The organism is Bradyrhizobium semiaridum (genome assembly GCF_020329505.1).
In the GTDB taxonomy this organism is placed as follows: domain Bacteria; phylum Pseudomonadota; class Alphaproteobacteria; order Rhizobiales; family Xanthobacteraceae; genus Bradyrhizobium; species Bradyrhizobium semiaridum.
In genome coordinates, this window is the sequence record NZ_JAGKJJ010000010.1 from 162,945 (window position 1) to 187,457 (window position 24,513).

Genomic DNA, 24,513 nt, shown 5'->3' on the forward strand with positions numbered 1-24,513 from the left:
ATTTTCGTCAGAACGAGAGGTGAGGGCTTACGCGGCGTCGGCGTCGGTCTGGCTCGCGGCCGGGCGCGGACGGCGCGGCAACGGGAAGGCTTCGCTCTCATACAGCGAGCGGATGCCGTTCTGGTCGAAACGCGCTTCCTCGACCTGCAGATAGGCGCCGTTCAGCGAGTCAGCCGGCAACTGCTCCATCGCGAACTGCACGGCTTCAGCCGCGGTGCCGAAACGGCGATAGGCGAAGCCCGCCCGCTTCTTCTTGCGGATCGCGGCGGGGAACAGTTCGGCGGACGTATTGTAGTTGAACGGACGCAAAGGACGCATGGTCGACGACCTCTTCTCTTTTTGGCGCTAGCGCGGCGTAAGGGATTTTTGGGGACGGCGCCTCCTGCACTCGGCAGCGCGCCGTACACGTCATTTCGACCCCTAATATAGGCTCATTTGACAGAAATGCGACCCCAGAAGCGGCCCGGCAGGGCACATGCTGAATCCACGCATAGCGCCCGAAACGATCTATAAAGTTATTATATATCAATGCGTTATGGCCGTTACAGCTTATCGAGCCAGGCCAGGATGGCAACCACGATCAAAATTACCCCGAAAAGGCCCATTCCGGAGTGGCCGAGACCGTAGCCATAACCGCCGAGCCGGCCGCTATAGCCGCCCAGCAGGATGATCAGCAGCAGGATGATGAGGATTACTCCAAGCGTCATGGCGCCCTCCTCGGAACGGGCGGCAGCCGCTTGGCGAGACGCCGTCGGGCCCCGCTCGAGCAGAGCAAAGCACATTTCGCGTCATTTGCCGATCGGTTTCGGCGTCGCTCCGGGACAATCCGCCCCAGGAGCGACGCCTCCTTCGCGTCACTTCTTGCCTTCGTCGATCGGCAGCACCTTCAGCGCCGTCGCACAGGGCTCGACCCGCAGCTACTCGCCGGCGATCAGGCCGACCTTGCGCATGACGGCTGGTGTACAGGGCCTTATTTCTTCTCGTGCAGCTTCAGCGCCGCCGAGTTGATGCAGTAGCGCAGGCCGGTCGGGCCGGGACCGTCGTTGAAGACGTGGCCGAGATGGCCGTCGCATTTCGAGCACAGCACCTCGGTGCGGATCATGCCGTGAGTATAGTCCTGCTCCTCGTCGATGTGGCTCTCGACCGCGGGTTTCGAGAAGCTCGGCCAGCCGCAGCCGGAGTCGAACTTCTGGTCGGACTCGAACAGCGTCTGGCCGCAGCCGGCGCAGACATAGGTGCCCTTGCGCAGATCATGCTCGTATTCGCCGGTGAAGGGCCGCTCGGTCGCCTTTTCCCGCAGTACTGCATACTGCATCGGCGTCAATTCCTTGCGCCACTCGGCCTCGCTCTTGCGGACCTTGCCGTCGGTCTTGGTGTCGGACATGGAAACTCCTCTCGGTTACAGCGTCATTGCGAGGAGCGAAGCGACGAAGCAATCCGTCGGTCCCCGAGTGGGGACGGATTGCTTCGCGGAGCTTGTCATCCGGCGGGGCTTCGCCCCGACCGGGCGGCTCGCAATGACGGCGATCGTTCCGTCAGCTCGTGGTCTTATCAGTTGGTGACCTTCGCGGCGTTCACCAGCGTCGGCTTCTCGACGTAGTTCTCGGCAAAGATCTTCTTCAGGTTCTCGACCTTCGGGATGTCGTTATAGGCAATATAGGGCTGGTTCGGGTGCAGCGTCAGGTAGTCCTGGTGATAGCTCTCCGCCGGATAGAACGCCTCCAGCGGGCCGACCTTGGTGACGATCGGCTTCTTGTACACCTTCGCCGCGTTGAGCTGGGCGATATAGGCGTCCGCCACCTTCTTCTGCTCGGCGCTGGTGGTGAAGATCGCCGAGCGATATTGCGTGCCGGTGTCGGGGCCCTGCCGGTTGAGCTGGGTCGGGTCGTGCACGACCGAGAAGAAGATCTGCAGGATCTTGCCGTAGGAGATTTTCTGCGGGTCGTATTTGACCTCGACGGATTCCGCGTGCCCGGTCGAGCCTGTCGATACCATGGTGTAATCGGCGGTGGCCTTGCTGCCGCCAGAGTAACCGGACACCGCGCTGGTGACACCGGCGGTGTGCTGGAACACGCCCTGCACGCCCCAGAAGCAGCCGCCGGCCAGCACTGCGGTCTTGATGCCGCCGGTCTCCGCGAAATCCGTCGCGGGCGGCGGAATGATCACGGCCTCCTCGGCGGCGCGCGAGGGCGCAACGGCGAAAGCGGCAACGGCCGCCGCGCCGATCGCGGCGGCGCACAGCGTGAGACGGCTGAGGGAGCGGCTGGGCATGGGTTCCTCACGGGATCGCATTGGGGGCCAGTTTAGAGCGGCAGCCGGCATCTGCAATCGCTCCGGCTCGCTCCGACGCCTCAAGATACGGGGCACCGGGCATTTTGTTACGGCCACCGCGACACGGCTTCGTGAGGAAGATCTGCGAGGTTCGGTGCGGTTGTGGATTCCGGCCCGCGGCCCCTCCACGCCGTCGTCCTGGCGAAAGCCAGGACCCATACCACCAAATTTGATGGTGAGCGGGATCGCGGCCCCGGCGGTGCGCAACAATAACCGGCTGAGGTAATGGGTCCTGGCTTTCGCCAGGACGACGCCGAATGTTTGGTGGCGCTTGCGCGAACATCACACGACGATACTCAACCTTTTCGCCGCCCGCGTGATCCCCGTGTACAGCCATCTTGCGCGCGAATCCTGGAATGCAAAGCTCTCATCGAACAGCACGACGTCGTCCCATTGCGAGCCCTGCGACTTGTGCACGGTCAGCACGTAGCCGTAGTCGAACTCGTCATACGGCTTGCGCTGCTCCCACGGGATGCCCTCGATGCCGCCGTCGAAGCACTCGCCGCGCACCGAGACCTTCGTGACCTTGTGGCCGAAATCCTCGTCCGGCATCACGCGCATGGTGATGATCTTCGATTTCGACTGCGCCCGCGCCTTCACCCGCCACAGCCCGCCGTTGAACAGACCCTTCTTGCGGTTGTTGCGCAGGCAGACCAGCTTGTCGCCGGCGACGGGGAGCGGATCCTCGATGTGCTGGCGCTGCCGCACCCGCATGTTGTAGGCGCGGCGGGTGCTGTTGCGGCCGACCAGCACCTGGTCGGCGCCCATCACGCGGTCCGGATCGAGCTCCTTGCGCGACACCACCTCGCTCTCGCCGTGGCGGCCGATCTCGAGCTCGCGGCCCTCCCGGATGTCCATCGACATCCGCACGATCGGATCGTCCTGCGCCTGGCGGTGCACTTCGGTCAACATCGCATCGGGCTCGGCGTCGGTGAAGAAGCCGCCGCCCTGGATCGGCGGCAATTGTGCCGGATCGCCGAGCACCAGCAGCGGACAGTCGAACGACATCAGGTCGCGGCCGAGCTCGGCATCGACCATCGAGCATTCGTCGATCACGATCAGCTTGGCCTTTGATGCCGGGGCATCGTCCCAGAGCTCAAAACTCGGTTGCTCGACGCCGGATTCGCGGGCGCGGTAGATCAGCGAGTGGATGGTGGAGGCGTTGTCGCAGCCCTTGTTGCGCATCACCAGCGCCGCCTTGCCGGTGAACGCCGCGAACTTCACCTCGCCGTCGACGGCCTCGGCGATGTGCCGGGCCAGGGTCGTCTTGCCGGTTCCGGCATAGCCGAACAGGCGGAACACCTGCGGCGTGCTGCCCTGGCCGGGCTTGGCCTTCAGCCAGTCGGCGACGGCTTGCAGCGCTCTGTCCTGATGCGGCGTGAAGGTGGTCATGGGGCTTTCGGAGGAACGAGGACGTGACGGGTAGCGCCGCGACTCAGGCGGACACAAGCTAAACATTCATGCGTTTCGATCAAGCCAGCTTCCGCTGCACGGAATTGGAGTTTCGCGTCCGAGGCTAGACTTGGGTCGAGGCGGCACTACACTTGCCGAAAACAACGGAGGTCGGGGACCACAAACACGTGGCAGAGACCACAGAAAGTGGTCGAGAACGCGACCTTGGGAGTGACGTCATGAAATTCGGTATCTTTTACGAGCTGCAACTGCCGCGCCCGTGGAATGACGGCGACGAGCTTCGCCTCTACCAGAACGCGCTGACACAGCTCGAGACCGCCGACCGGCTCGGCTACGACTATGCCTGGGTGGTCGAGCATCACTTCCTCGAGGAATATTCGCACTCGCCGGCGCCGGAATCCTTCCTCGCCGCGGCGAGCCAGCGCACCAAAAGCATCCGGCTCGGCCACGGCATCTTCCAGCTCACCACCAACCATCCGGCGCGCGTCGCCGAGCGGGTCGCGGTGCTCGATCTCTTAAGCAACGGCCGCTGCGAGTTCGGCATGGGCGAGAGTGCCTCGATCACCGAGCTGACGCCGTTCGGCCGCGACATGGAGACCAAGCGCGAGGTGTTCGAGGAGGCGGTGGCTGCGATCTTCCCGATGTTCACCAAGGTCGGCACCGAGCATCACGGCAAGTATTTCGATATCCCGCTGCGCAACGTGGTGCCGAAGCCGGTGCAGAAGCCGCACCCGCCGCTCTGGATGGCCTGCTCGCAGCTGCCGACCATCGAGCGCGCCGGGCAGAACGGCTTCGGCGCGCTCGGCTTCCAGTTCGTCAGCGCCGAGGCCGCGCATGCCTGGGTGCACGCCTATTACAACGCGATCACCAAGCGGCTGAACAAGCTCGCCGACTACGAGATTAATCCGAACATGGCGCTGGTCTCGTTCTTCATGTGCGCGGAGACCGACGAGGAGGCGCGCCGCCGCGCCGACGGCGCCACCTTCTTCCAGTTTGCGCTGCGCTATTACGGCCAGTCGCAGAACCGGCAGCGCCCGGCGCCCGGCACCGTCAACATGTGGGACGAGTACAACAAGTGGAAGCGCGACAATCCGGAGGCGCAGGAGGCGGCATTGCGCGGCGGCCTGATCGGCTCGCCGGAGACTCTCCGCAGGAAGCTGCGGCGTTTTCGGTCGTCGCATATCGACCAGGTGATCCTGCTCAACCAGGCCGGCAAGAACACCCATGAGCACATCTGCGAGTCGCTCGAACTGTTCGGCAAGGAAGTGATGCCGGAGTTCCAGCACGACCCCGAGCACGATGAATGGAAGAAGGGCGTGCTCTCCGGCGCGATCCAGCTTGAGGAGATCGACACGGAGGCGTTCACCGATCGTTACGGCAAGCTCGCCGTCAGCGTCGGGCCGAAAACCGCCGCGGCAGGCTGATCGATCTTTGTGCAGCGGCCTCGCGATCTCGTGAGGAAAATAATTCGCTACACGTCATCTGTGCATTGAAAGAAACGGCACGCGCGATGCCAGCACCAAAGTGCTGGCATCGCTATTTTTGTGCGGCGCTCGACAGCTTCATTGGCGCGCCCCATCATCCTGACAACGCGTGATCGCGCAGCGCAGCCGTGCGATCGTCAGGAGTGTTGTTGCAATGAAGCGTCGTGAGTTCCTCAAATTCTCGCTCGGCTCCGCCGCTGCTGTCGCGCTGTCACAGCGTGCGCAGGCAGAGGCGGGCGCGAAGGAAATTCGTATCGGCTACCAGAAGAACGGCGTGCTGGTCATCGCGCGGCAGCGCGCGACCTTGGAAAATCATTTCAGGCCGCAGGGCATCGAGGTGAAATGGGTCGAGTTCTCCTCGGGCCCGCCGATGATGGAGGCGATGAACATCGGCAGCATCGATTACGGCGCGGTCGGCGATTCGCCGCCGGTGTTCGCGCAAGCCGCGGGCGCCGCGATCGTCTATGCCGCGGGCCAGCCGATCACCAACGGGCAGGGCATTCTGGTGCCGCAGAATTCGCCGATTCACTCCATCGCCGAGCTGAAGGGCAAGCGGATCGGCTTCACCAAGGGGTCGAGCGCGCACAACATCACGGTGCAGACGCTGGAGAAGGCCGGGCTCACCTATGCCGACATCACGCCGGTCTATTTGACGCCGCCGGACGCCGGGCCGGCTTTCGCCAATGGCAGCATCGATGCCTGGGCGATCTGGGATCCGTATTTTGCGATCGGCGAGACCAAACAGAACGGCCGCATCCTCGTCAACGCCCAGGAGATCACCAAGACCAATTCGTTCTACATCGCCAACCGCGATTTCGCGAAGAACCACCCAAGCCTGTTGCAGCAGATCATCGACGTCACGAGCTCGACCGCGGCATGGGCGGAAACGCATCGCGACGAGGTGGCGAAGGCGTTGAGCGCGGTGACCGGCATCGCGCTCGATATCCAGACCATCGCCGCCAACCGCTCGGCGTTCAGGGTCGGGCCCGTCACTGACGACATCATCGCGACTCAGCAGGGCGTCGCCGACCGCTTCTACAAGCTCGGCCTGATCCCGAGGCAGATCGCGATCCGCGACATCGTCTGGCGCAATCCGCAGACCTGACCCTGCAATCATTCCATCCGGGGACTTCACATGACGCGTTTGTTTCGACGCTGGATCGCCTACGCGGTGCTGTCGGTCAGCATGGTCGCCGCGACCGTCGGCGCCTGCTACGGCGAGGACAAGGTCGTCACCGTTACAGCCAAACACAATTCCGACGTCGCATGGAGGCCGGGCACGTGAGCAATTCGACCAACACCAACATTCTCTGGTTCCTGCCGACCCACGGCGACAGCCGCTATCTCGGCACGTCGATCGGCGGCCGCGAGGTGAACTTCAACTATCTGCGCCAGATCGCGCAGGCCGCCGACCAGCTCGGCTATTACGGCGTGCTGCTGCCGACCGGGCGCAGCTGCGAGGATTCCTGGGTGGTGGCCTCCGCCGTCGCGCCGTGGACCGAACGGCTGCGCTATCTCGTTGCCGTCCGGCCCGGGCTGCAGTCGCCGAGCGTCGCCGCGCGGATGACCGCGACATTGGACCGGGTCTCGAACGGCCGCCTGCTGATCAACGTCGTCACCGGCGGCGACCCCGTCGAGAACAAGGGCGACGGCGTGTTCCTGCCGCATGACGAACGCTACGCGGTGACGCGCGAGTTTCTCAACGTCTACAGCGACCTGCTCGCCGGCAAGACCGTCAATGTCGCGGGCAGGCACATCCGGATCGAGGACGGCCGCCTGCTCTTCAACCCGGTGCAGTCGCCGCGGCCGCCGTTGTATTTCGGCGGCTCGTCGGATGCTGGCATCGACGTCGCGGTCGACACCGTCGACAAGTACCTGACGTGGGGCGAGCCGCCGGCGCAGGTCGCCGAGAAGGTCGCCAAGGTCAAGGCAGTGGCGGCGCCGCGCGGCCGCAAGCTGTCGTTCGGCATCCGCCTGCACGTGATCGTGCGCGAGACCAATGCCGAGGCGTGGCGTGCCGCCGACGAATTGATCCAGCACGTTACCGACGACACCATCGCCGCCGCGCAGAAGGTGTTTTCGCGGATGGACTCGGTCGGCCAGCAGCGCATGGCGCAGCTGCATGGCGGCCGCCGCGACAAGCTCGAGATCAGCCCGAACCTGTGGGCCGGCGTCGGCCTGGTGCGCGGCGGCGCCGGCACCGCGCTGGTCGGCGATCCCCAGACGGTCGCGGCGCGGATCAAGGAGTATCAGGACATCGGCATCGATACCTTCATCATGTCCGGCTATCCGCATCTCGAGGAAGCCTACCGCTTCGCCGAGCTGGTGTTCCCGCTGCTGTCGTTGCAGCAAGACAACGTGACGCCGATCCGCGTCAACACCGGGCCGTTCGGTGAGACCATCGGCAACGACTACCGTCCGCAGAAACAGGCATCGCAATCATGAGCTTGATCGATTCTCTCCCGCGCGTCGGCGCGCCCAAACTGCCGAAGGCCGACGGCCTGATCCCGTGGATCGTGCCGCTTGCGATCATCCTGATCTGGCAGCTCGCCTGCGTCACCGGCTTCGTCCCCTCGCGCGTGCTGCCGGCGCCGACCGACGTCGCGCTGGCCGGGTGGAAGCTGCTGCTGTCGGGCGAACTCGTCCGCAACATCTGGGTCAGCTTCTGGCGAGCCTCGATCGGCTTTCTGATCGGCGGCGGCATCGGCTTCGCCTTCGGCCTTGCCAACGGCCTGTCGCAGCTCTCCGCAAAACTCACCGACACAACGTTGCAGATGGTGCGCAACATCCCGCATCTGGCGCTGATCCCGCTGGTCATCCTGTGGTTCGGCATCGACGAGTCGGCAAAACTGTTCCTGGTCGCGCTCGGCGTGTTCTTCCCGATCTATCTCAACACGCTGCACGGCATCCGTACCGTCGATCCGCAGCTGATCGAGATGGGCCGCATCTACGGCATGACCGACGGCGAATTGTTCCGCCGGGTGATCTTCCCGGGCGCGCTGCCGTCGATCTTCGTCGGCCTGCGCTTTGCGCTCGGCATCATGTGGCTGACGCTGATCGTGGCGGAGACCATCGCGGCCTCGTCGGGCCTCGGCTACATGGCGATGCAGGCGCGCGAGTTCATGCTGATCGACGTCGTCGTGCTCTCGATCTTGATCTACGCTTTGCTCGGCAAGCTCGCCGACAGCGCCTCGCGGGCGCTGGAGCGGCTGACGCTCGCCTGGCACCCCGCCTTCCAGCAGAAGTGACCAAGAGAGAACAGGAATGCAAGAAGCGCTTCGTTTCCGGCCGGTCGATGCCGAGCCGATCGACCACGCCGACATCGTCGTCAAGGCGCGGCAGTTGCGGCGCGGATCGGACGCCGCGGCCCGCGGCCTGTCGCTGACCATCCGCGGCTTGCGCAAATCGTTCGGCGACAATGAGGTGCTGCGCGGCATCGACCTGCACATCCCCGCCGGCCAGTTCGTCGCGATCGTCGGCCGCAGCGGCTGCGGCAAGAGCACGCTGCTGCGCCTGATCGCCGGCCTTGAAGCACCGACGGCGGGAAGCATCGGCTTCGGCGAGCAGCCGAGGGCGCAGGACGTCCGGGTCATGTTCCAGGAGCCGCGGCTGCTGCCGTGGGCGCGGGTGCTATCCAATGTCGAGGTGGGGTTGGGGCGCGAGCGCTCGTCCGCCGACGCGCAGGCGCGCGCCGAGCATGCGCTGGTCGAGGTCGGCCTCGGCGACAAGCGCACGCAGTGGCCGTCGGTGCTGTCGGGCGGCCAGAAGCAGCGCGTGGCGCTGGCCCGCGCGCTGGTCAGCCGGCCGCGCGTGCTGGCGTTCGACGAGCCGCTCGGCGCACTCGATGCGCTAACCCGGATCTCGATGCAGCAATTGCTCGAGCGGGTCTGGCGCGACCAGGGCTTCACCGCGATCCTGGTGACGCATGACGTCGCCGAAGCCGTCGCACTCGCCGACCGCGTGCTCGTCATCGAGGACGGCCGCATCGCGCGGGACGTCACGGTAGACCTGCCGCGGCCGCGCCGGCGCGGCTCGGCCGAGCTCGCCGCGCTGGAAGGCGAGATCCTGAAGCACCTGCTCGAAGGCAGTGACGACACGTCCGATCTGTGAGGCCGCCATGAACTCCATCGTCCGCAACGTCGCCGTCGCATCCGCGATCTCCACCGACGAATTCCGCGGCGCGATGCGTCATTTGACCGGCGGGGTCAGCGTCATCACGGCCGGGCGCGGCCGCGACATCTCGGGGATGACGGTAACCTCGGTGTCGTCGCTGTCGGTCGATCCGCCGTCGCTGATCGTCAGCATCAACCGCGCCGCTTCGTCATGGCCGCTGATCGCGCGCCATGGCGTGTTCGGCGTCAACATCCTGACCGCGGACCAGCTCGATATCGCCGAACGCTTCACCGGCAAAGGCGGCCTGAAGGGCGCCGAGCGGTTCGCCGGCGCCGAGTGGACGACGCGCGCCTCCGGTGTACCGCTATTGGCCGGTGCGCTCGCGGCACTCGACTGCGAGGTCGAGGAAACCATCGAACGCCATTCGCACGCGATCGTCATCGGCCGCGTGCTTGACGTGGTGTCGTCGAACCGAACCGCCGCGCTGGCCTATTGGCACGGCGAGTATGTCGCGATCGACAGGGAAGAGGACGCCGTCAGGCTGGCCGAGGTCAGCCTGCCGTCGCGTCACGTCCATGCGCGAGGATCGCGCTAGAGCAGCCGGAAAAGCGTGAAGGACTGCGCGGCGCACCTCTCCCAAAAGGGAGGGGTGCGCCGATCGGTCCAAGTGCAGCCTGACGCTGTCGGGCTCTAATTCATGATCGTGGTCAGCGACGCCGGGCTGTCGATGATCACGGTGCTGCCGCGAACGGCGCTCCAGACGGCCTGGATGGTCTGAGGCGCGTTGCCGAGCGGGATCGCAAGAACCAGTGTGGTGGGAACGCGGCCGAACGCCGATGGCGCGGCCTCATTGTAGGTGAAGCCGGCGATGACCGTCGAAACCGCGCCGTTGAGGGCGATGCCGAAGGTTCCGCCCGGCGTGTCGTTGCCCGTCGCGTAGGGAAACGGAACGTTGAGAATGACGATGGCGTTGGTGCCGACGCCCTCGGGGATCGTCAGGGTAAGGCCAGGTATCGGAGTGAAGGAGCCGGAGGTGGTCGTCAAAGTGCCGTTGGTCTGCACGTAGGCCATATCTCTCTCCAGTTGTTCAGAAGGATTAAAACAATAGGAGATTGAGTACGGCAATCGGCCGCAAGTTTCAAGAGGAGCGCGGCATGTTGCCCGTGGCGCGCGGCGCGCCGGCGGATTAAAAGCCGCGGATATTTCGGAGGCGTGACGGTGTGATGAAGCGCGTGGGAGCCTGGCTGTTCTATCTCGTCGGCGCAGTCGCCGTCGGCTATCTCGCGCTGTACGCCTATGCGACGTTCACCGGCCGCGACATCACGCCCGGCGACCCCATTCACATCTTCCGCAAGCCCGACGCGCCGAGCTATTCGTGAGGCGAGGCGACCGTGCGGCAGACTTGGCCGTCATTGCGGGCGCAGCGAAGCAATCCATCGTGCGGCATACGCGGGTGTATGGATTGCTTCGCCGCGCTCGCAATGACGGCTGAGGAGAAACTCCGTTTTCAACCGGCAGTTGCGATGCGCTGATAATCGGCGCCGCCATTGCCGGCCGGCGTGATCGGGATGCCGCCGTCGGCATATTCGTTCAGCTTGTTGCGCAGCGTCCGGATCGAGATGCCCAGGATATTGGCGGCGTGGGTGCGGTTGCCGAGGCAGTGCTTCAGCGTCTCCAGGATCAGGTCGCGCTCGACGTCGGCAACGGTGCGGCCGACCAGCGCGCGGGTGACCTGCTCGGCGGCGAGCGTGGCATGCGCGACCGCGGGCGCGGTCTTGGCGAGGTCGAGCCGGTCGCCGTCCGGGGTGATGATCGCGTCGGGTCCGATCTCGTCGCCCTGCGCCATCAGCACTGAGCGGTGGATGGTGTTTTCGAGCTCGCGGACGTTGCCCTGCCAGCGGTTGCCGGTCAGGACGCGGCGGGCCTCCGCCGAGATCGGGCGCACCGGCAGGCCGTTGGCCTCGGCATATTTCCTGGCGAAGTGCTGGGCCAGTTCGAGCACGTCGGCCGGGCGATCGCGCAGCGGCGGGATCTTCAGGTTGACGACGTTGAGGCGGAACAGCAGGTCTTCGCGGAAGCTGCCCTCGCGCACCGCCTCCGACAAATTGCGGTTCGAGGTGGCGATGATGCGGATGTCGACGGGCACCGGCTTGGTGCCGCCGACACGGTCGATCACCCGCTCCTGGATCGCACGCAGCAGTTTCGACTGCAGGCGGACGTCCATCTCGGAGATTTCGTCGAGCAGCAGCGTGCCGCCGGTCGCCTCCTCGAACTTGCCGACGCGGCGGGCGATGGCGCCGGTGAAGGCGCCCTTCTCATGGCCGAACAGCTCGGATTCCAGGAGGTGCTCGGGGATCGCGGCGCAGTTGATCGAGATGAACGGACGCTTGGCGCGGGCCGAGCGGGAATGCACGTAGCGCGCCAGCACTTCCTTGCCGGTGCCGGACTCGCCGGTGATCATCACCGAGGCGTCCGAGCCTGCGATCTGCTGCGCCAGCTTGATCACCTTGCCCATCGCCTCGTCGCGCCACACCAGCTCGCGGGCGTCATTGGCGACCGCGGCGAGCACGGCTGCGATAAGCTCGGGGTCGGGCGGCAAGGGGATGTATTCCTTGGCGCCGGCGCGGATCGCGGCGACCGCGGCGCGGGCATCGCTGGTGATGCCGCAGGCGACGATCGGCACGTGGATGTGCTCGGCCTCGAGCCGCATCACGAGGTCGCGGATGTCGAGGCCGACATCGACCAGCAGGAGGTCGGCGCCCTTGCCGCTGCGCACCACGTTCATCGCCTGTTCGGCCGCCTCGGCATGGGTTACCGTGGCGCCGTTCTCCATCGCGATCTTGGTGGCGGTCGTGAGCTGACCCTTCAGGGTGCCTACGATGAGAAGCCGCATGTGTATCTCCTGTTCGTCTGGTCGCGCAGGCCCCGCGCGGTGCCGTGAGAATTGTTAGTTGCGTTCCGCCTTGATGATTTCGGTCATGGTCACGCCGAGCTTGTCTTCGACCAGCACCACTTCGCCGCGCGCTACCAGGCGGTTGTTGACATAGATGTCGATCGCTTCGCCGACGCGGCGGTCGAGCTCCAGCACCGTGCCCGGCCCGAGCTTCAGGAGGTCGCCGACTTCCATCTTGGAGCGGCCGAGCACCGCCGAGACCTGCACCGGCACGTCGAACACCGCCTCGAGGTCGGCGGCGATGCGCGCGGCATTCTCGTCTTCGTTGTAGCCGACATCGTCGATCCCGGGCGCATCGGCGGCGTTGAGATCGGGAAGCGGGACGTGTCCGTCGGTGTCGCTCATGGTTCAGTCCTCATTTCCGTCAGCCGGCCTGGTCGCGGGATGCCAGATAGCGCCCGACCAGCTCGCTGATCTTCGTTTCGATCGCGGCGCGCTCCAGCACGACGCCGCCATCGGCCCATTCGATCCGGCAGTCGCCGGTTGCAATCGTCGGCTCGGCCAGGATCACCAGCCGGCCCTCGAAGCCGCTCTGTGCCGCCATCCGCTCGATGCTCTGATGTGCCGCCTCGTAGAGCGCGTCATTGATGCGGACCACCAGATGCGGCGTCGCCACCAGATGCGAGAAGCAGTCGCTGACCAGCGCGGTGACCTCCCCGAGGGGCTCGCGCGCGATCAGTTCGGTGCAGAGCTTGCGGGCGACCGCGACCGCGACGTCGACCGCCTCGGTCTCCATCCGCGTCTCGATGCCGGCAAAGCGCGCCGCGATGCCCCGGATCGAGCTGCCGATCTCCTCCAGCGCCTGCGCCGTGCGCCTTTCGCTCTCGACCTTGGCCTCCCGCAGCGCGGCATCGTAGCCGGCGCGGTAGGCCCGCGCCTCGGCGTCGGCGATCTTCTGCGCGACCTCGGCCGCCGTGGCGGCGCGCTCGCGGGTGCGGTCCGGCGCGGAGAAGTCCGTATCGAACATGAACTTTGCGGGCGCGGCCATCAGTACACCAATTCGTCGTCGGCGCGGTTCTTGGTCAACGTGATCTCGCCCTTGGCGGCGAGGTCCTTGGCGAGGTTGACGAGCAGCGCCTGCGCCTCGTCGACGTCGCGCAGCCGCACCGGCCCCATCGCGGCCATGTCGTCCATCAGCATCTTGCCGGCGCGCGAGGACATGTTGCCGAGGAAGAAGGCGCGCACCTCCTCGTTGGCGCTCTTCAGCGCCACGCCGAGCTTGTCCTTGTCGATGTTGCGCATCAGCGTCTGGGCCGAGGCGGCGTCGAGCTTGATCAGGTCGTCGAAGGTGAACATCAGCGCCTTGATCCGCTCGGCGGATTCGCGGTTCTCCTCCTCGAGCGAGGTGATGAAGCGGGTCTCGGTCTGGCGGTCGAAATTGTTGAAGATCTCCGCCATCACCTCATGGGCGTCGCGGCGGCGGGTCTGCGACAGGTTGGACATGAACTCGGTGCGCAGCGTCTGCTCGACGCGCTCGATCACTTCCTTCTGCACCGCCTCCATCCGCAGCATGCGGCCGACGACGTCGAGCGCGATGTCCTCGGGCAGGATCGCCAGCACGCGCGCGGCATGCTCCGGCTTCAGCTTCGACAGCACCACGGCGATGGTCTGCGGGTACTCGTTCTTCAGATAGTTGGCGAGCACCTCCTCCTGCACGTTGGAGAGCTTCTCCCACATGTTGCGGCCGGCGGGACCGCGGATCTCGTCCATGATGCCGGCGACGCGCTCGCTCGGAAGGTATTGCTGCAGCAGCCGTTCGGTGGCGTCGAAATTACCCATCAGCGCGCCCGAGGCCGACATCCGCGAGACGAATTCCAGCATCAAATCCTCGACCACGTCGGCCTCGACGGTGCCGAGCGTCGACATGTGGACCGACAGCTCGCGGACCTCGTCGTCGTCGAGCATCGACCAGATCTTTCCGCCATACTGCTCGCCGAGCGCCAGCATCAGGATCGCGGCGCGCTTCGGGCCGGGCAGCGGCTTGCCCTTGGGGCGGCCGTTCTGCCGGTTCGCCAGCGTCGACAGGACGGTGGCGATGTCGTTGGCGTTGGTGGTCTGCGGTACGGAAGCCATGTCAGCTCTCAGCCGGCTCGCTCAGCCATTGACGGACAATGGAGACGGTTTCGTTCGGATTGCGGTCGGCGAGCTCGCCGACCCGGTGCACGGCCTGGGCGTGGACCTGGCCCTGGATCTGGGCGACGTCGATCAGCTGCGCCGCGCCGGTGCCGCTCGGGATCAGCGCCTGGCCGGTTGCTGGCGCGCTCTCGGCGCGGGCCTCGGCGAGGGCAGGCACGGGTGCAAGCGAGGGAATGACGTCGGCGGCGACGATGCGCTTGACCAGCGGGCGGACCACCATGAACAGCACGACGAGGCCGAGCATCATCATGACGCCGAGCTCGATGACGTACATGATGTCGTCCTTGGTGAATTGCAGCATGCCGAGCAGGCCGGCCGGCTCGGGCAGCGGCTGCGTCGCGGGCGGCTCGGCGAAGCGCAGATTGACGACCTCGACCTGGTCGCCGCGCTTCTGGTCGAAGCCGATCGCCGAGCGCACCAGGGCCGCGATGCGGTCGAGCTGCTCCTTAGGGCGGTCCTGATAGACCATCTCGCCCTTTTCGTTCTTGGCATAGGCGCCGTCGACCAGCACCGCGACCGAGATGCGGTTGACGCGGCCGGCCTCGGTCACCTCGGTCTTGGTGGTGCGGGAAATCTCGTAATTGTTGGTTTCCTCGCTCTTCTTGCTCTGGTCGCGGGCGCGGGCGGCGTTGTCCTGGTTCTGGTTGCCGGGCAGCTCGTTGTTGACCGTGACCTGGCCGCTATTGTCGGCGGTGAGGCTCGATTCCTCACGGGTCTGGGTCGAGCGCAGCACGCGGCCCTCGGGATCGAACTTGTCCGAGGTCTGGGTGATCTTGTTGTAGTCGAAGTCGGCCGAGAGCTCGACGCGCGCGCGCCCCGCACCGACCACCGAGGAGACGATGTCCTCGACCTGCTTGCGCATCCGCTTCTCGAAAGCGGCGCGGCGATCCTCGCCGAGCGCGGCCTCGGCGTCGGACTGGGCGCCGTCGGCAAGCAGCCGGCCGGCCTCGTCGACGATCGAGACGCGCTGCGGCTTCAGTCCGTTGACGGCGGAGGCAACGAGATGGCGGATGGCGCGGATCTGCTGCGCTTCCAGCGCGCCGCGCACGCGCAGCACGATCGAGGCCGACGGCTCCGGCGTCTCGCGCGAGAACAGCGGCTTCTCCGGCAGCACGAGGTGGACGCGCGCGGCCTGGACGCGGTCGATGGCGCGGATGGTGCGGGCGAGCTCGCCCTCCAGCGCGCGCAGATGATTGATGTTCTGGACGAAGCTCGTGGTGCCCAGCGCGTCCGACTTGTCGAAGATCTCGTAACCGACGCCGCCGCCTTTTGGCATGCCGCCCTCGGCGAGCTTCATCCTGAGCCGCGTCACCTTGTCCTTCGGCACCATGATGATGGCGCCGTCATTGCGCAGCTCGAACGGGACCGCCTGACGCTCCAGCTCCTTGATGATGGCCGAGGAATCCTCGGTCGACAGGTCGGTGAACAAAGTGGTCATCTGCGGCGTGGTGACGCGCATGATGACGAAGGCGAAGAAGCCGATCAGGGCGGCGGTGACCGCCACCATGGCCGCAAGGCGGGCCGCACCAAGACCTCTCAGGAAAGCAACCAGACTTTGCACCAACGGGCCCCCAGGCATGCGGCCCATGGCGGGTCCGACTGGGCAATTATTGCCTAGGGTATGGTTTCCATCTGGTTAACGACCATTAAGGACCGCGGCAAAAACGCGGACATGAAAAAAACCGGCCTCGCGAAACGCGGCCGGTTTTCGTCAAATTCGCGATTTAGGCGAGGTTTACTGCCGATACTGCTGGATGCGGGTGGTGCGCAGCCCGGCCAGACCATGCTGGTCGATCGAGAACTGCCAGGAAAGGAATTCATCGACGGTCAGCGTGTAGCGGCTGCAGGCTTCCTCGAGGGAGAGCAGACCGCCGCGAACCGCGGCGACGACCTCGGCCTTGCGCCGGATCACCCAGCGCTTGGTGCCGGGCGCCGGCAAATCAGCGATGGTCAACGGGCTGCCGTCAGGCCCGATGACGTACTTCACCCTCGGGCGATGGGGTTCTGTCATGGCGTACTCACAAACTCTCGACCACTGAACTCACAATGGCGAACCTACCCCTTGCGGCTTAAAATTTGGCTAAGCCCTAGGGTTCAATACGATTCTCCTTGAAACTGCCGGGAACCGGGCAATTCGGGGTCGTCCTCAGGCGTCGCGCGGAGGCTTCGCGTGTTGCTTTTTTTGCAGTGGAGCAAGCGGTACCCCTCTCCCGCAAGAGGAAAGGGAACCCTTACGTCGGTGCCTCCCTCACTGATTGATCGAAGTCGCCTCGCAGCGAAGCACGGCGTGAGGTGAGCACGTTGGTCAGGCTCCCTCCCCCCTTGCGGGGGAGTGTTGGGGAGAGGGGTAAGCGCCGGGCACGATCATCGGCGCGAATCTCACCCGCGCAATTCTGCCAGCGCGCCGCAACTCAAATCGTCGGCCGTGCCGGGCCGCGAGACAGCGCCAGCAAGGCGGCGGCGAGCGCTTCGGCGGCTTTGTCCGGCCGCCGTTTCTCGTAGATCGCAAACTCCAGATCGGGCAGCGGCGGCAGGCCCTCCTCAGCGCCGAGCACGCGCAGGCCGGCGGTCACAGCGCTGAGCGGCAGCGGCGTGATGGCGAGGCCGGCGACCGCGGCCGCGCGCACGCCGGTCAGGCTCGGGCTGGTGTAGAGAATCTCCCAACCGAGCTCGCTGTCGCGCAGCGCCGCGAGCGCAGCGTCGCGCGATACCGAGCGCTCGCGATACAGCGCCAGCGGCAGCGGCGCGCCGCGCACCAAATCGAAAGTCTCGGCCGCGGCCCAGACCAGCGGCTCGCGCCACACCAGCTTTCCCTTGGAGGTGCCGAGCGGACGCTTGGCGAAAACAAGGTCGAGCCGCCCCGCATCGAGCTGCTCGATCAGCTCGGCGCTGACGCCGATCTGCACCTCGAGCTTGACCCCGCGATGCAGCGCCGAGAAGCGGCCGAGCGCCGACGGCAGCGAACCGCCGGCGACTTCCTCGACCACGCCGAGCCGTACCGCGCCGGAGAGTCGCGGCGCCAGCAGCCGCTGCCGCGCGGCCTCCTCGAGCTGCAGCAGGCGGCGCGCGTCGCCGAGCAGCATCTCGCCCTCGTCGGTCAGCGCGACGCTGCGCGTGGTGCGTCGAAACAATGGCCGTCTGGTTTCGAGCTCGAGCCGCTTGATCTGCTGGCTGACGGTCGATTGGGTCAGATTGAGCTGCTCGGCCGCGCGGTGGAAGCCGCCGCAATCGGCGACGGCGACGAAGGCGCGCAGCAGTTCCAGCTCGAGCATCTGATTAATCCACTTTTGTAATCAATGATATTATAGAATATCGTTTCTATAATCAATCGCCGCCATCTAGCTTCGCCGCAGATCAAGCGAAGCGAGGCGACCATGTCCAAGACCACCCAACCCACCGACCGCGCGGCGCGACTGGCTCGCGCCCGTGCCGTCAGCGGCGTCAGCGGAAAGATCTGTCCGCCCGACCGCGCGACCGAGCTGCTCGAAGCCGTGATCGTCCCGGGCGACCGTGTCGCGCTCGAGGGCGACAACCAGAAGCAGGCCGACTTCCTCGCGGCGTCGCTGGCGAAGGTCGACCCGGCGCGCGTCCACGATCTGCACATGGTGCAGTCGGTGCTGGCGCTGCCGGATCATCTGGCCGTGTTCGAGCGCGGCATCGCCAACCGGCTCGACTTCTCCTTTGCCGGTCCGCAGAGTCGGCGGCTTGCCGAATTGGTCGCCGCCAAGGCGCTCAAGGTCGGCGCGATCCACACCTATCTCGAACTTTACGCGCGCATGCTGGTGGACCTGACGCCGCAAGTCGCGCTCGTCGTCGCTGACAAGGCCGACCGCGAGGGCAACCTCTACACCGGCCCCAACACCGAGGACACGCCCGTGATCGCCGAGGCCACCGCGTTCCGCGGCGGCGTGGTGGTGGCGCAGGTCAACGAGATCGTCGACCGGTTACCGCGCGTCGACATCCCCGGCGGCTGGGTCGATGTCGTGGTGCCCGGCCCGAAGCCATACGCGATCGATCCGCTGTTCACGCGCGATCCCGCCAAGATCAGGAACGAGAACGTCCTGATGGCGATGATGGCGATCGCGGCGGTGTACGAGCCCTACCAGATGACGCGGCTCAACCACGGCATCGGCTATGCCACCGCCGCGATCGAATTGATCCTGCCGACCTTCGCCGCCCGGCGCGGGCTCAAGGGCAAGGTCGCGCGCAATTTCGTGCTCAACCCGCATCCGACCCTGATCCCCGCGGTCGAGGCCGGCTTCGTCGACAATGTCTATTGCTTCGGCTCCGAGCTCGGCATGGAGCGCTACGTCGCGAGCCGCGCCAAGGTGTTTCCGGTCGGTGCCGACGGCAATCTGCGCTCCAACCGCGCGCTGGCCCAGGTCGCCGGACAATATGCCTGCGATCTCTTCGTCGGCGGCACGCTGCAGATCGACCCGCAGGGCAACAGCTCCACGGCGACCAGGGACCGCATCACCGGCTTCGGCGGCGCGCCGAACATGGGCGCCGATCCGCGCGGCCGCCGTCACGACAGTCCCGCCTGGCTGCGCGCCGGCGAGGAAGCGGGCGAGCAGCTGCGCGGCCGCAAGCTGGTGGTGCAGATGGTGCAGACCCGGCAGCCGAACGGCGCGCCGAGCTTCGTCGAACGGCTCGACGCATTCGAGCTCGCGGCCTCGGCCGGCTTCGCGCTGCCGCCGGTGATGATCCATGGCGACGACGTGACCCACGTCGTCACCGAGCGCGGGGTCTGCAACCTGTTACGCTGCCGCTCGCTGGCGGAGCGCGAGGCCGCGCTGCGTGCCGTCGCCGGCGACACCGATTTCGGCATGCGGCAGGACGCTGCGACCACAGAGGCGCTGCGCCGCCGCGGCATCGTGATGCTGCCTTCCGATCTCGGCATCGAGGTGGCGACCGCGACCCGCGACTGGCTCGCCGCCAAGACCATCGGCGATCTCGTCACCGCATCCGGCGGCCTCTATGTGCCGCCCGCCAAATTCCGCACCTGAAGGAGGCTGCCATGACCCACACTGAACAGACATCAAGCGGCACGCCGGCCGCGCTCGCTACCGCCAAACAACTCGCTGCGGCCCTGTTGTCGGAGCGCGGCGAAGCCTCCGGCGCGATGATCGCGCGCGAGCTGCAGCAGACGGTGCATGCCATCGACGCCGATGGGCGGCACGGCTTCCAGCACTATCTGGCGACGACGTTTCAGCCCGATGCGGCGAAGCTGCGCGAGGCGGCGACGCGCTATCTCACCGACGGCACGGCGGTAGCCGCCGCCGCGCTGGCGCAAGCCGCCGATCCGCCGCGGCAGGAGGTGCTGCGTCGGATGAACATGGCGCCCGGCGGCACCGCCACGCTGGTCGCGATGCGCAGCGAGATCACGCGCCGTCTCGGCACCGAGCCGGAGCTGAAGCTGCTCGACGCCGATCTCAAGCACCTGTTCGCCTCATGGTTCAACCGTGGCTTCCTCGAGCTGCGCCGCATCGACTGGGACTCGCCGGCCGCCGTGCTCGAGAAGCTGATCGCCTATGAGGCCGTGCACGAGATCAAGGGCTGGGACGATCTGCGCCGCCGCCTCGCGCCCGACCGGCGCTGCTTTGCCTTCTTCCATCCCGCGCTGCCGGGCGAACCCTTGATCTTCGTCGAGGTCGCGCTGGTCGAGGGGCTCGCCACCGCCGTCCCGCCGCTGCTGGTGCAGGACACGAATGAAGCCGCGGCGCGCACCCGCGCCGCGTGCGCCGACACCGCGATCTTCTATTCAATCTCCAACTGCCAGGACGGACTGCGCGGCGTGTCGTTCGGCAATTTCCTGATCAAGCAGGTGGTCGAGGAGCTGCAGGCGGAATTCCCGCAGTTGAAGCGCTTCTCCACGCTGTCGCCAGTGCCGGGTTTTCGCCGCTGGCTCGAGCAGCAGCCCTCGGCCGCGGATGACACCGCGGTGTTGCGCGAGCTCGTGAGCGACGGCTGGTGGCGTGATGGTGCGACCAGCGAAAGGCTGCGTCCGTTGCTGATGAGACTGTGCGCGCAATATCTCACACGGTCGCCGGCATCGGGAACGCGGATCGATCCGGTGGCGCGCTTCCACCTCGGCAATGGCGCGCGGCTGGAGCGCATCAACTGGCTCGGCAACACCGCCGATCGTGCGATCGCGGAATCCTTCGGCATCATGGTCAATTATCTTTACGATCGCGACAGCATCGAGCGTAACCACGAGGCCTTCGCGAACGTAGGAGAGATTGTCCGTTCATCGCAGGTGAACGCGCTTCTGTAACCCTTCAACCTACTGCACAATCCTGGAGCAATGTCATGATGAACAGACGCACATTCGGCGCCGCCCTGCTGGCCGGCGCGGCGGCCTCGCTGCTCTCCACGCGCGGCATGGCTGCAACCACTCCGCCGGTGAAGGCTCGCAACGTCGTGCTGGTGCACGGCCTGTTTGCCGACGGCTCGTGCTGGACTGAGGTCATTCCGCTGCTGCAGGCCGCCGGTCTCAATGTGACGTCGGTGCAGAACCCGCTGACCACGCTCCCCGAAGCGGTCGCCTCGGCGCAGCGCGTGCTCGATCGCCAGGATGGCCCGACGGTCCTGGTCGGCCATTCCTTCTCCGGCATGATCGTCACCGAGGCCGGCGTGCATCCGAACGTCTCGACGCTGGTCTATGTCGCGGCGCGCGCACCCGACGCCGGCGAGGATTACACGGCGCTGGCGAAAACCTATCCGACACCGCCGGCGAGCGCCGGCATCGTCTTCGACGGCGATGAGGGACGATTGACCGAAGAGGCGTTCCTGCGCGACTTCGCCGGCGACCTGCCGGCGGCCAAGGCGAAAGTGCTCTATGCGGTGCAGCAGCCTTTCCACAAGGCGCTGCTGGCCGGCAAGACCACCCGGGCGGCGTGGCACAGCAAGCCGAGCTTCTACGCCGTCTCGACCGAGGACCGCACCATCAATCCGGATCTGGAACGCTTCATGGCCAAGCGCATGGGCGCCACGACGATCGAGGTGAAGGCGAGCCACCTCGCGCTGATCTCGCAGCCCGGCGCGATCGCGAAGCTGATCCTCGATGCAGCGGGTGCATAGGCGTGATCGCCGAGATCGGGGCGGTCCGCAGCGGCCGCCCCGCCGGCGCACCGATACGAGGCGACCGCGCGATTATTGTGCACCGATGGCCATGGCAACGACGGCCGCCGTCAGCGTAAGGACCGGCGCCAGGCTGATGGCGCCCAGCACCAATATCTCCTGTTTGGTACCGTCCATGGTTCACTCCATGCAGGACTGAAACGGCGGGGTCTGCGCTCGCACGCATGGCCGCGAGCATGATGCGCGACCCGACAGGTTCGCTCCCCATAGGCAATCCCGTGATCGGGCGCCGGTTCCATGAGCACGACTTGCAAGCCGCGCTCGTTGACTGCTCGCGATGCGGCGCGAAGGCCCGAATTGGAACATCGCTGACCCTCGGTGGTTTCTGGAAAGTACCGCATGGAGCGGTGAGGAGGAAAGGTCGATGAAGAAGTATCTGCTGATTTCCGTCGCCGCGCTGGTGGCGTCGACGGGGGCGTTCGCGCAAACCACGGTCACCACGACAGGAAGGGGTCAGGCAGCCGCGGTGCAGATCGAGCCGCAGTATCGCACGCGCATCCATAGCTACGTCACCGAACACAGGATCCGTCCGGTCGAGACCCGCGAGAGGATCGTGGTGGGGTCGCCGGTGCCGCGCGATGTCGAGCTTGAAGCCGTGCCGGCCGAGTGGGGACCCTCGCTGACGAAGTATCGTTACGTCTATTCCGGCGAACGTGTGATGCTGGTGGATCCCGAAAGCCGCGTGGTCGTCCAGGAAATCGACTGACAAATATGCGCCGGGCTGCCGGGGGACGCCCGTCGAGGCTGCCGTTCGAGCAGCCTCTCCGGGCCCGTCGGTGAGTATCTGGTGTAGCCCTGACTCGTGCACCACCACATGGCTTCACCCGAGGTGGCGCCATGCTCGATGACGTATTCCGGCAAGCATCGTAGTTGGCGGCATAGCGTTTGCCGCACGGCACCAGTGAAATGCCGGGATTACTGAACGAGCATTTGAGGTCTGCACTGGCCGTCGACGTCGACAGGATAGTGACGGCCAGCCCGACTGTATGCGATCCCGGGCATGATCATAGCACATCTGTGGGTTGCTAGGATGCCGTATTGCTCTCGCCAGACGCAATGCCGTGTATCGCGGGCGCGACGAAAAGAACCTCGGGCCTCGGCCCGAGGTTCTTGAACTGCACCAAATCTTCTGCCGGCTACTGCTGGCCGAGATCCGAAGTTGCGCCGCCGGCGGGTGTAATCGGTCCCGACGTCGGCGTGTTGGTGCGGTTGTTGCCGAAGGAGATCACGGTGCCGCCCGCGTTGTTGATCGAGGTCGTGCTGTGCGCGATGTCGTTGTTGGACAGCCTGGCCACGCCCGAACTGTTCAGCACCCCCGTCGCATTGTTGGAGATCGAATTGTTGTTGGCGACGTAGTTTCCGCCTTCGTTGCTGATTCCCGCCGTCGTGTTGTTTGAGAGATCCGAATTTCTGATCGTGGCCTGGACGTTGGGACCGAGCGCAACGCCGAATCCATTGTTCAGCGAGTGGAAGTTGTTGATGAGGACCTTGACAGTGCCGGCCGTCGGCGCGACGCCGAGGCCGGCGCCGGTATTGTTGCGGGCGACCGTATCGAGGATGCTGAGGGTGCCGCTCGCGGAGCGCACATCGCGGATCGCCTGCTGGGAGAAGCCGAAGATCTTCAGGTTTTCGATCCAGACGGAGTTGGCGGCGACAATATTGATACCGCGGACGCCAGGCGTGGTACCGGCGCCGTTGACGCTGATGTTGCGCAGCACCACGTTGATCCCGGCGCCGTTGATCGTCACGCCGGTGCTCCCGGACGCGAGGATGGACCCGAAGGTGCCCTCGCAATCGATGGTGATCGACTTGATGATGGTGACAAGACCATAGCCAGCCGGATCGAGGCAGTTAATCTCTCCGCCGGCCGCCGTCTTGGAAATGGCGCCGGCAAAGGTCTTGCAGGGCGCCGTACGGCTGCAGGGATTGACGTCGTCGCCGACGCCGGAAACCCATGTCCGGGTTGCCTGGGCATGGGCCGGAGCCGATGCGAGGAAGGGTGTCAGAACGGCCAGAACAATCGCTAAAGAAAAATTGCTGCGAAACATAAGTCCATCTCCTGTTTATGCTCTCGATCTCCCAATGTTGAGCGCCCGCCGCCAGTCAGCCATGTTCGCGAACGCAAGACAAACGGCATTTGCCGCCGGCGGGCGCCTGCGACAATTCGGCTCAAGCAAGGGCGACGGCAATATGCGTGGCGTCTTCGCGCCCGCAATCCTGCGGCGATCAGCTGCTGCTGGTCGACGGACGCACCACGCGCTTGATCTTGTCGGTGGTGTAGGTCTGGCCGCCGATCGAGAGCAGCGGCGGGGAGGCGGTGAGGTCGACGGAATCGACCACGCCCTGAACCTCGGTCGAGATCGCGATGTCGTTGCCCTTGGAGTCCTTGCCGGTGGCGGTCAGCGTGTAGCTGCCGGGCGGCCATTGCGTGCCGTCATTGCCCTTGCCGTCCCACACGAAGCTGGAATTGCCCTGCTTCAGGCTGAAATTTCCGGAATAGGCGACCGTACCGTTGGCGCTGGTGATGTTGATCGTGGCACTGGTGTCCTGCGGTGCATTCAGATTCCAGGTCGCGGATTTGTCGAACTGCGCCTTGCTGCCGTCGACCGCGACGGTGTTGCCGACATAGACCAGCGCCTGGGTCGACTGTGCGCTCTTCTCGATCTCGATCAGCGACTTCAGCTGCTCGTTCGACTTCAGCTGCTGCTCGACGCCGGCGAATTGCACGAGCTGCTGGGTGAACTGGTTGGTGTCGAGCGGGTCCAGCGGGTTCTGGTTCTGCAGCTGCGTCGTCAGCAGCGTCAGAAAGGTCTGGAAATTGTCGGCAATGCCCTGCGTCGAGGTCGACGAGGTGTTGTTGCTCCCGGTGCTCGAACCGCTGCTGTTGGTGCCGGGGGCAGAGACGACCGGCGTCGGCATGGTTGCATCGACTGACATCGCTGG

27 protein-coding genes are annotated in these 24,513 nt (G+C 65.7%); 12 read left to right on the forward strand and 15 right to left on the reverse strand.

Annotated features, from left to right (window positions below):
* Positions 1-27: 27 nt before the first annotated feature.
* The 5 genes from J6500_RS14785 to J6500_RS14805 form a co-directional block, all read right to left on the reverse strand.
* Positions 28-318 carry a hypothetical protein gene (locus tag J6500_RS14785; RefSeq protein WP_016844322.1) on the reverse strand — a complete coding sequence of 97 codons (291 nt, stop codon included), beginning with the start codon at positions 316-318 and terminating at the stop codon, positions 28-30.
* Positions 319-542: 224 nt separating this feature from the next.
* Entirely contained in the window at positions 543-707 is a 165-nt protein-coding gene (locus tag J6500_RS14790) for a DUF3309 family protein (protein WP_225713433.1), read from the reverse strand.
* 263 nt (positions 708-970) lie between these two features.
* The gene (gene msrB / locus J6500_RS14795) at positions 971-1,384 is read right to left on the reverse strand and encodes a peptide-methionine (R)-S-oxide reductase MsrB (RefSeq protein WP_225713434.1); all 414 of its coding nucleotides are present in this window, start codon (positions 1,382-1,384) and stop codon (positions 971-973) included.
* Positions 1,385-1,551: 167 nt separating this feature from the next.
* On the reverse strand, positions 1,552-2,271 hold the full coding sequence (gene msrA / locus J6500_RS14800; RefSeq protein WP_225713435.1) for a peptide-methionine (S)-S-oxide reductase MsrA: 720 nt from the start codon (positions 2,269-2,271) through the stop codon (positions 1,552-1,554).
* Between the two features lie 342 nt (positions 2,272-2,613).
* Positions 2,614-3,723 carry an ATP-dependent DNA helicase gene (locus J6500_RS14805; RefSeq protein ID WP_225713436.1) on the reverse strand — a complete coding sequence of 370 codons (1,110 nt, stop codon included), beginning with the start codon at positions 3,721-3,723 and terminating at the stop codon, positions 2,614-2,616.
* 239 nt (positions 3,724-3,962) lie between these two features.
* Between J6500_RS14805 and J6500_RS14810 the strand changes: the two genes are divergently transcribed.
* From J6500_RS14810 to J6500_RS14840, 7 genes are all read left to right on the forward strand, one after another.
* Complete coding sequence (locus J6500_RS14810; protein WP_225713437.1) at positions 3,963-5,168, forward strand: LLM class flavin-dependent oxidoreductase; 1,206 nt, start codon at positions 3,963-3,965, stop codon at positions 5,166-5,168.
* Positions 5,169-5,382: 214 nt separating this feature from the next.
* Positions 5,383-6,333, forward strand: a complete 951-nt coding sequence (locus J6500_RS14815; protein WP_225713438.1) for a sulfonate ABC transporter substrate-binding protein — start codon at positions 5,383-5,385, stop codon at positions 6,331-6,333.
* Between the two features lie 30 nt (positions 6,334-6,363).
* Positions 6,364-6,513: a hypothetical protein gene (locus J6500_RS14820; protein WP_225713439.1), complete on the forward strand. Its 150-nt coding sequence runs from the start codon at positions 6,364-6,366 to the stop codon at positions 6,511-6,513.
* Positions 6,495-7,673 carry an FMNH2-dependent alkanesulfonate monooxygenase gene (gene ssuD / locus J6500_RS14825; protein WP_225713440.1) on the forward strand — a complete coding sequence of 393 codons (1,179 nt, stop codon included), beginning with the start codon at positions 6,495-6,497 and terminating at the stop codon, positions 7,671-7,673. Before J6500_RS14820 ends, ssuD begins: the two co-directional genes overlap by 19 nt.
* Positions 7,670-8,476: an ABC transporter permease subunit gene (locus J6500_RS14830; protein WP_225713441.1), complete on the forward strand. Its 807-nt coding sequence runs from the start codon at positions 7,670-7,672 to the stop codon at positions 8,474-8,476. Before ssuD ends, J6500_RS14830 begins: the two co-directional genes overlap by 4 nt.
* A 16-nt stretch (positions 8,477-8,492) precedes the next feature.
* On the forward strand, positions 8,493-9,338 hold the full coding sequence (locus tag J6500_RS14835; protein WP_225713442.1) for an ATP-binding cassette domain-containing protein: 846 nt from the start codon (positions 8,493-8,495) through the stop codon (positions 9,336-9,338).
* Positions 9,339-9,345: 7 nt separating this feature from the next.
* Positions 9,346-9,936 carry a flavin reductase family protein gene (locus J6500_RS14840; RefSeq protein ID WP_225713443.1) on the forward strand — a complete coding sequence of 197 codons (591 nt, stop codon included), beginning with the start codon at positions 9,346-9,348 and terminating at the stop codon, positions 9,934-9,936.
* A gap of 95 nt (positions 9,937-10,031) precedes the next feature.
* On the opposite strand, the gene J6500_RS14845 is transcribed toward J6500_RS14840, so the two are convergent.
* Positions 10,032-10,412, reverse strand: coding sequence for a hypothetical protein (locus tag J6500_RS14845; RefSeq protein WP_225713444.1), 381 nt, complete (start codon positions 10,410-10,412; stop codon positions 10,032-10,034).
* A 152-nt stretch (positions 10,413-10,564) separates the two neighbouring features.
* On the opposite strand from J6500_RS14845, the gene J6500_RS14850 reads away from it, so the two are divergent.
* Positions 10,565-10,720 (forward strand): hypothetical protein, encoded by a 156-nt coding sequence (locus J6500_RS14850; RefSeq protein ID WP_225713445.1) that lies wholly within the window; start codon positions 10,565-10,567, stop codon positions 10,718-10,720.
* A gap of 128 nt (positions 10,721-10,848) precedes the next feature.
* Here the strand turns inward: J6500_RS14850 and flbD are convergent, their stop codons facing one another.
* The 7 genes from flbD to J6500_RS14885 form a co-directional block, all read right to left on the reverse strand.
* Positions 10,849-12,234 carry a sigma-54-dependent transcriptional regulator FlbD gene (gene flbD / locus J6500_RS14855; RefSeq protein ID WP_225713446.1) on the reverse strand — a complete coding sequence of 462 codons (1,386 nt, stop codon included), beginning with the start codon at positions 12,232-12,234 and terminating at the stop codon, positions 10,849-10,851.
* 54 nt (positions 12,235-12,288) lie between these two features.
* Positions 12,289-12,639, reverse strand: a complete 351-nt coding sequence (gene fliN / locus J6500_RS14860) for a flagellar motor switch protein FliN (protein WP_225713447.1) — start codon at positions 12,637-12,639, stop codon at positions 12,289-12,291.
* 19 nt (positions 12,640-12,658) lie between these two features.
* The gene (locus tag J6500_RS14865; RefSeq protein ID WP_225713448.1) at positions 12,659-13,282 is read right to left on the reverse strand and encodes a FliH/SctL family protein; all 624 of its coding nucleotides are present in this window, start codon (positions 13,280-13,282) and stop codon (positions 12,659-12,661) included.
* Entirely contained in the window at positions 13,282-14,367 is a 1,086-nt protein-coding gene (fliG, locus tag J6500_RS14870) for a flagellar motor switch protein FliG (RefSeq protein WP_225713449.1), read from the reverse strand. The genes J6500_RS14865 and fliG overlap by 1 nt, the downstream gene beginning before the upstream one ends.
* Position 14,368: 1 nt before the next feature.
* On the reverse strand, positions 14,369-15,991 hold the full coding sequence (gene fliF, locus J6500_RS14875; protein WP_225713450.1) for a flagellar basal-body MS-ring/collar protein FliF: 1,623 nt from the start codon (positions 15,989-15,991) through the stop codon (positions 14,369-14,371).
* Positions 15,992-16,165: 174 nt separating this feature from the next.
* The gene (gene sciP, locus J6500_RS14880) at positions 16,166-16,441 is read right to left on the reverse strand and encodes a CtrA inhibitor SciP (RefSeq protein WP_002714638.1); all 276 of its coding nucleotides are present in this window, start codon (positions 16,439-16,441) and stop codon (positions 16,166-16,168) included.
* A gap of 400 nt (positions 16,442-16,841) precedes the next feature.
* Complete coding sequence (locus J6500_RS14885) at positions 16,842-17,702, reverse strand: LysR substrate-binding domain-containing protein (RefSeq protein WP_225713451.1); 861 nt, start codon at positions 17,700-17,702, stop codon at positions 16,842-16,844.
* Positions 17,703-17,804: 102 nt separating this feature from the next.
* On the opposite strand from J6500_RS14885, the gene mdcA reads away from it, so the two are divergent.
* From mdcA to J6500_RS14905, 4 genes are all read left to right on the forward strand, one after another.
* Positions 17,805-19,436 carry a malonate decarboxylase subunit alpha gene (gene mdcA, locus J6500_RS14890; protein WP_225713452.1) on the forward strand — a complete coding sequence of 544 codons (1,632 nt, stop codon included), beginning with the start codon at positions 17,805-17,807 and terminating at the stop codon, positions 19,434-19,436.
* An 11-nt stretch (positions 19,437-19,447) separates the two neighbouring features.
* Positions 19,448-20,704: a malonyl-CoA decarboxylase gene (locus J6500_RS14895; RefSeq protein ID WP_225713453.1), complete on the forward strand. Its 1,257-nt coding sequence runs from the start codon at positions 19,448-19,450 to the stop codon at positions 20,702-20,704.
* 35 nt (positions 20,705-20,739) lie between these two features.
* Positions 20,740-21,510: an alpha/beta fold hydrolase gene (locus tag J6500_RS14900; protein ID WP_225713454.1), complete on the forward strand. Its 771-nt coding sequence runs from the start codon at positions 20,740-20,742 to the stop codon at positions 21,508-21,510.
* A 424-nt stretch (positions 21,511-21,934) separates the two neighbouring features.
* A complete protein-coding gene (locus J6500_RS14905) occupies positions 21,935-22,276 on the forward strand; it encodes a DUF1236 domain-containing protein (protein WP_225713455.1) in 342 nt (113 codons plus the stop codon).
* Positions 22,277-22,706: 430 nt separating this feature from the next.
* Here the strand turns inward: J6500_RS14905 and J6500_RS14910 are convergent, their stop codons facing one another.
* Together J6500_RS14910 and J6500_RS14915 are read right to left on the reverse strand one after the other, a co-directional pair.
* Entirely contained in the window at positions 22,707-23,618 is a 912-nt protein-coding gene (locus J6500_RS14910; RefSeq protein ID WP_225713456.1) for a right-handed parallel beta-helix repeat-containing protein, read from the reverse strand.
* Positions 23,619-23,796: 178 nt separating this feature from the next.
* A complete protein-coding gene (locus J6500_RS14915) occupies positions 23,797-24,507 on the reverse strand; it encodes a flagellar hook assembly protein FlgD (protein WP_225713457.1) in 711 nt (236 codons plus the stop codon).
* Positions 24,508-24,513: the final 6 nt, after the last annotated feature.

Bases quoted from the DNA above. Each gene is read 5' to 3' on its own strand.
- J6500_RS14820 (WP_225713439.1), top strand. From the start codon at position 6,364: ATGACGCGTTTGTTTCGACGCTGGATCGCCTACGCGGTGCTGTCGGTC.
- J6500_RS14815 (WP_225713438.1), top strand. From the start codon at position 5,383: ATGAAGCGTCGTGAGTTCCTCAAATTCTCGCTCGGCTCCGCCGCTGCT.
- J6500_RS14915 (WP_225713457.1), bottom strand. From the start codon at position 24,507: ATGTCAGTCGATGCAACCATGCCGACGCCGGTCGTCTCTGCCCCCGGC.
- J6500_RS14900 (WP_225713454.1), top strand. From the start codon at position 20,740: ATGATGAACAGACGCACATTCGGCGCCGCCCTGCTGGCCGGCGCGGCG.
- J6500_RS14785 (WP_016844322.1), bottom strand. From the start codon at position 318: ATGCGTCCTTTGCGTCCGTTCAACTACAATACGTCCGCCGAACTGTTC.
- msrB (WP_225713434.1), bottom strand. From the start codon at position 1,384: ATGTCCGACACCAAGACCGACGGCAAGGTCCGCAAGAGCGAGGCCGAG.
- J6500_RS14905 (WP_225713455.1), top strand. From the start codon at position 21,935: ATGAAGAAGTATCTGCTGATTTCCGTCGCCGCGCTGGTGGCGTCGACG.
- J6500_RS14790 (WP_225713433.1), bottom strand. From the start codon at position 707: ATGACGCTTGGAGTAATCCTCATCATCCTGCTGCTGATCATCCTGCTG.
- mdcA (WP_225713452.1), top strand. From the start codon at position 17,805: ATGTCCAAGACCACCCAACCCACCGACCGCGCGGCGCGACTGGCTCGC.
- J6500_RS14845 (WP_225713444.1), bottom strand. From the start codon at position 10,412: ATGGCCTACGTGCAGACCAACGGCACTTTGACGACCACCTCCGGCTCC.
- J6500_RS14840 (WP_225713443.1), top strand. From the start codon at position 9,346: ATGAACTCCATCGTCCGCAACGTCGCCGTCGCATCCGCGATCTCCACC.
- J6500_RS14830 (WP_225713441.1), top strand. From the start codon at position 7,670: ATGAGCTTGATCGATTCTCTCCCGCGCGTCGGCGCGCCCAAACTGCCG.
- J6500_RS14895 (WP_225713453.1), top strand. From the start codon at position 19,448: ATGACCCACACTGAACAGACATCAAGCGGCACGCCGGCCGCGCTCGCT.
- J6500_RS14850 (WP_225713445.1), top strand. From the start codon at position 10,565: ATGAAGCGCGTGGGAGCCTGGCTGTTCTATCTCGTCGGCGCAGTCGCC.
- J6500_RS14885 (WP_225713451.1), bottom strand. From the start codon at position 17,702: ATGCTCGAGCTGGAACTGCTGCGCGCCTTCGTCGCCGTCGCCGATTGC.
- J6500_RS14835 (WP_225713442.1), top strand. From the start codon at position 8,493: ATGCAAGAAGCGCTTCGTTTCCGGCCGGTCGATGCCGAGCCGATCGAC.
- ssuD (WP_225713440.1), top strand. From the start codon at position 6,495: ATGGAGGCCGGGCACGTGAGCAATTCGACCAACACCAACATTCTCTGG.
- sciP (WP_002714638.1), bottom strand. From the start codon at position 16,441: ATGACAGAACCCCATCGCCCGAGGGTGAAGTACGTCATCGGGCCTGAC.
- fliN (WP_225713447.1), bottom strand. From the start codon at position 12,639: ATGAGCGACACCGACGGACACGTCCCGCTTCCCGATCTCAACGCCGCC.
- msrA (WP_225713435.1), bottom strand. From the start codon at position 2,271: ATGCCCAGCCGCTCCCTCAGCCGTCTCACGCTGTGCGCCGCCGCGATC.
- J6500_RS14810 (WP_225713437.1), top strand. From the start codon at position 3,963: ATGAAATTCGGTATCTTTTACGAGCTGCAACTGCCGCGCCCGTGGAAT.
- fliG (WP_225713449.1), bottom strand. From the start codon at position 14,367: ATGGCTTCCGTACCGCAGACCACCAACGCCAACGACATCGCCACCGTC.
- flbD (WP_225713446.1), bottom strand. From the start codon at position 12,234: ATGCGGCTTCTCATCGTAGGCACCCTGAAGGGTCAGCTCACGACCGCC.
- J6500_RS14805 (WP_225713436.1), bottom strand. From the start codon at position 3,723: ATGACCACCTTCACGCCGCATCAGGACAGAGCGCTGCAAGCCGTCGCC.
- J6500_RS14865 (WP_225713448.1), bottom strand. From the start codon at position 13,282: ATGGCCGCGCCCGCAAAGTTCATGTTCGATACGGACTTCTCCGCGCCG.
- J6500_RS14910 (WP_225713456.1), bottom strand. From the start codon at position 23,618: ATGTTTCGCAGCAATTTTTCTTTAGCGATTGTTCTGGCCGTTCTGACA.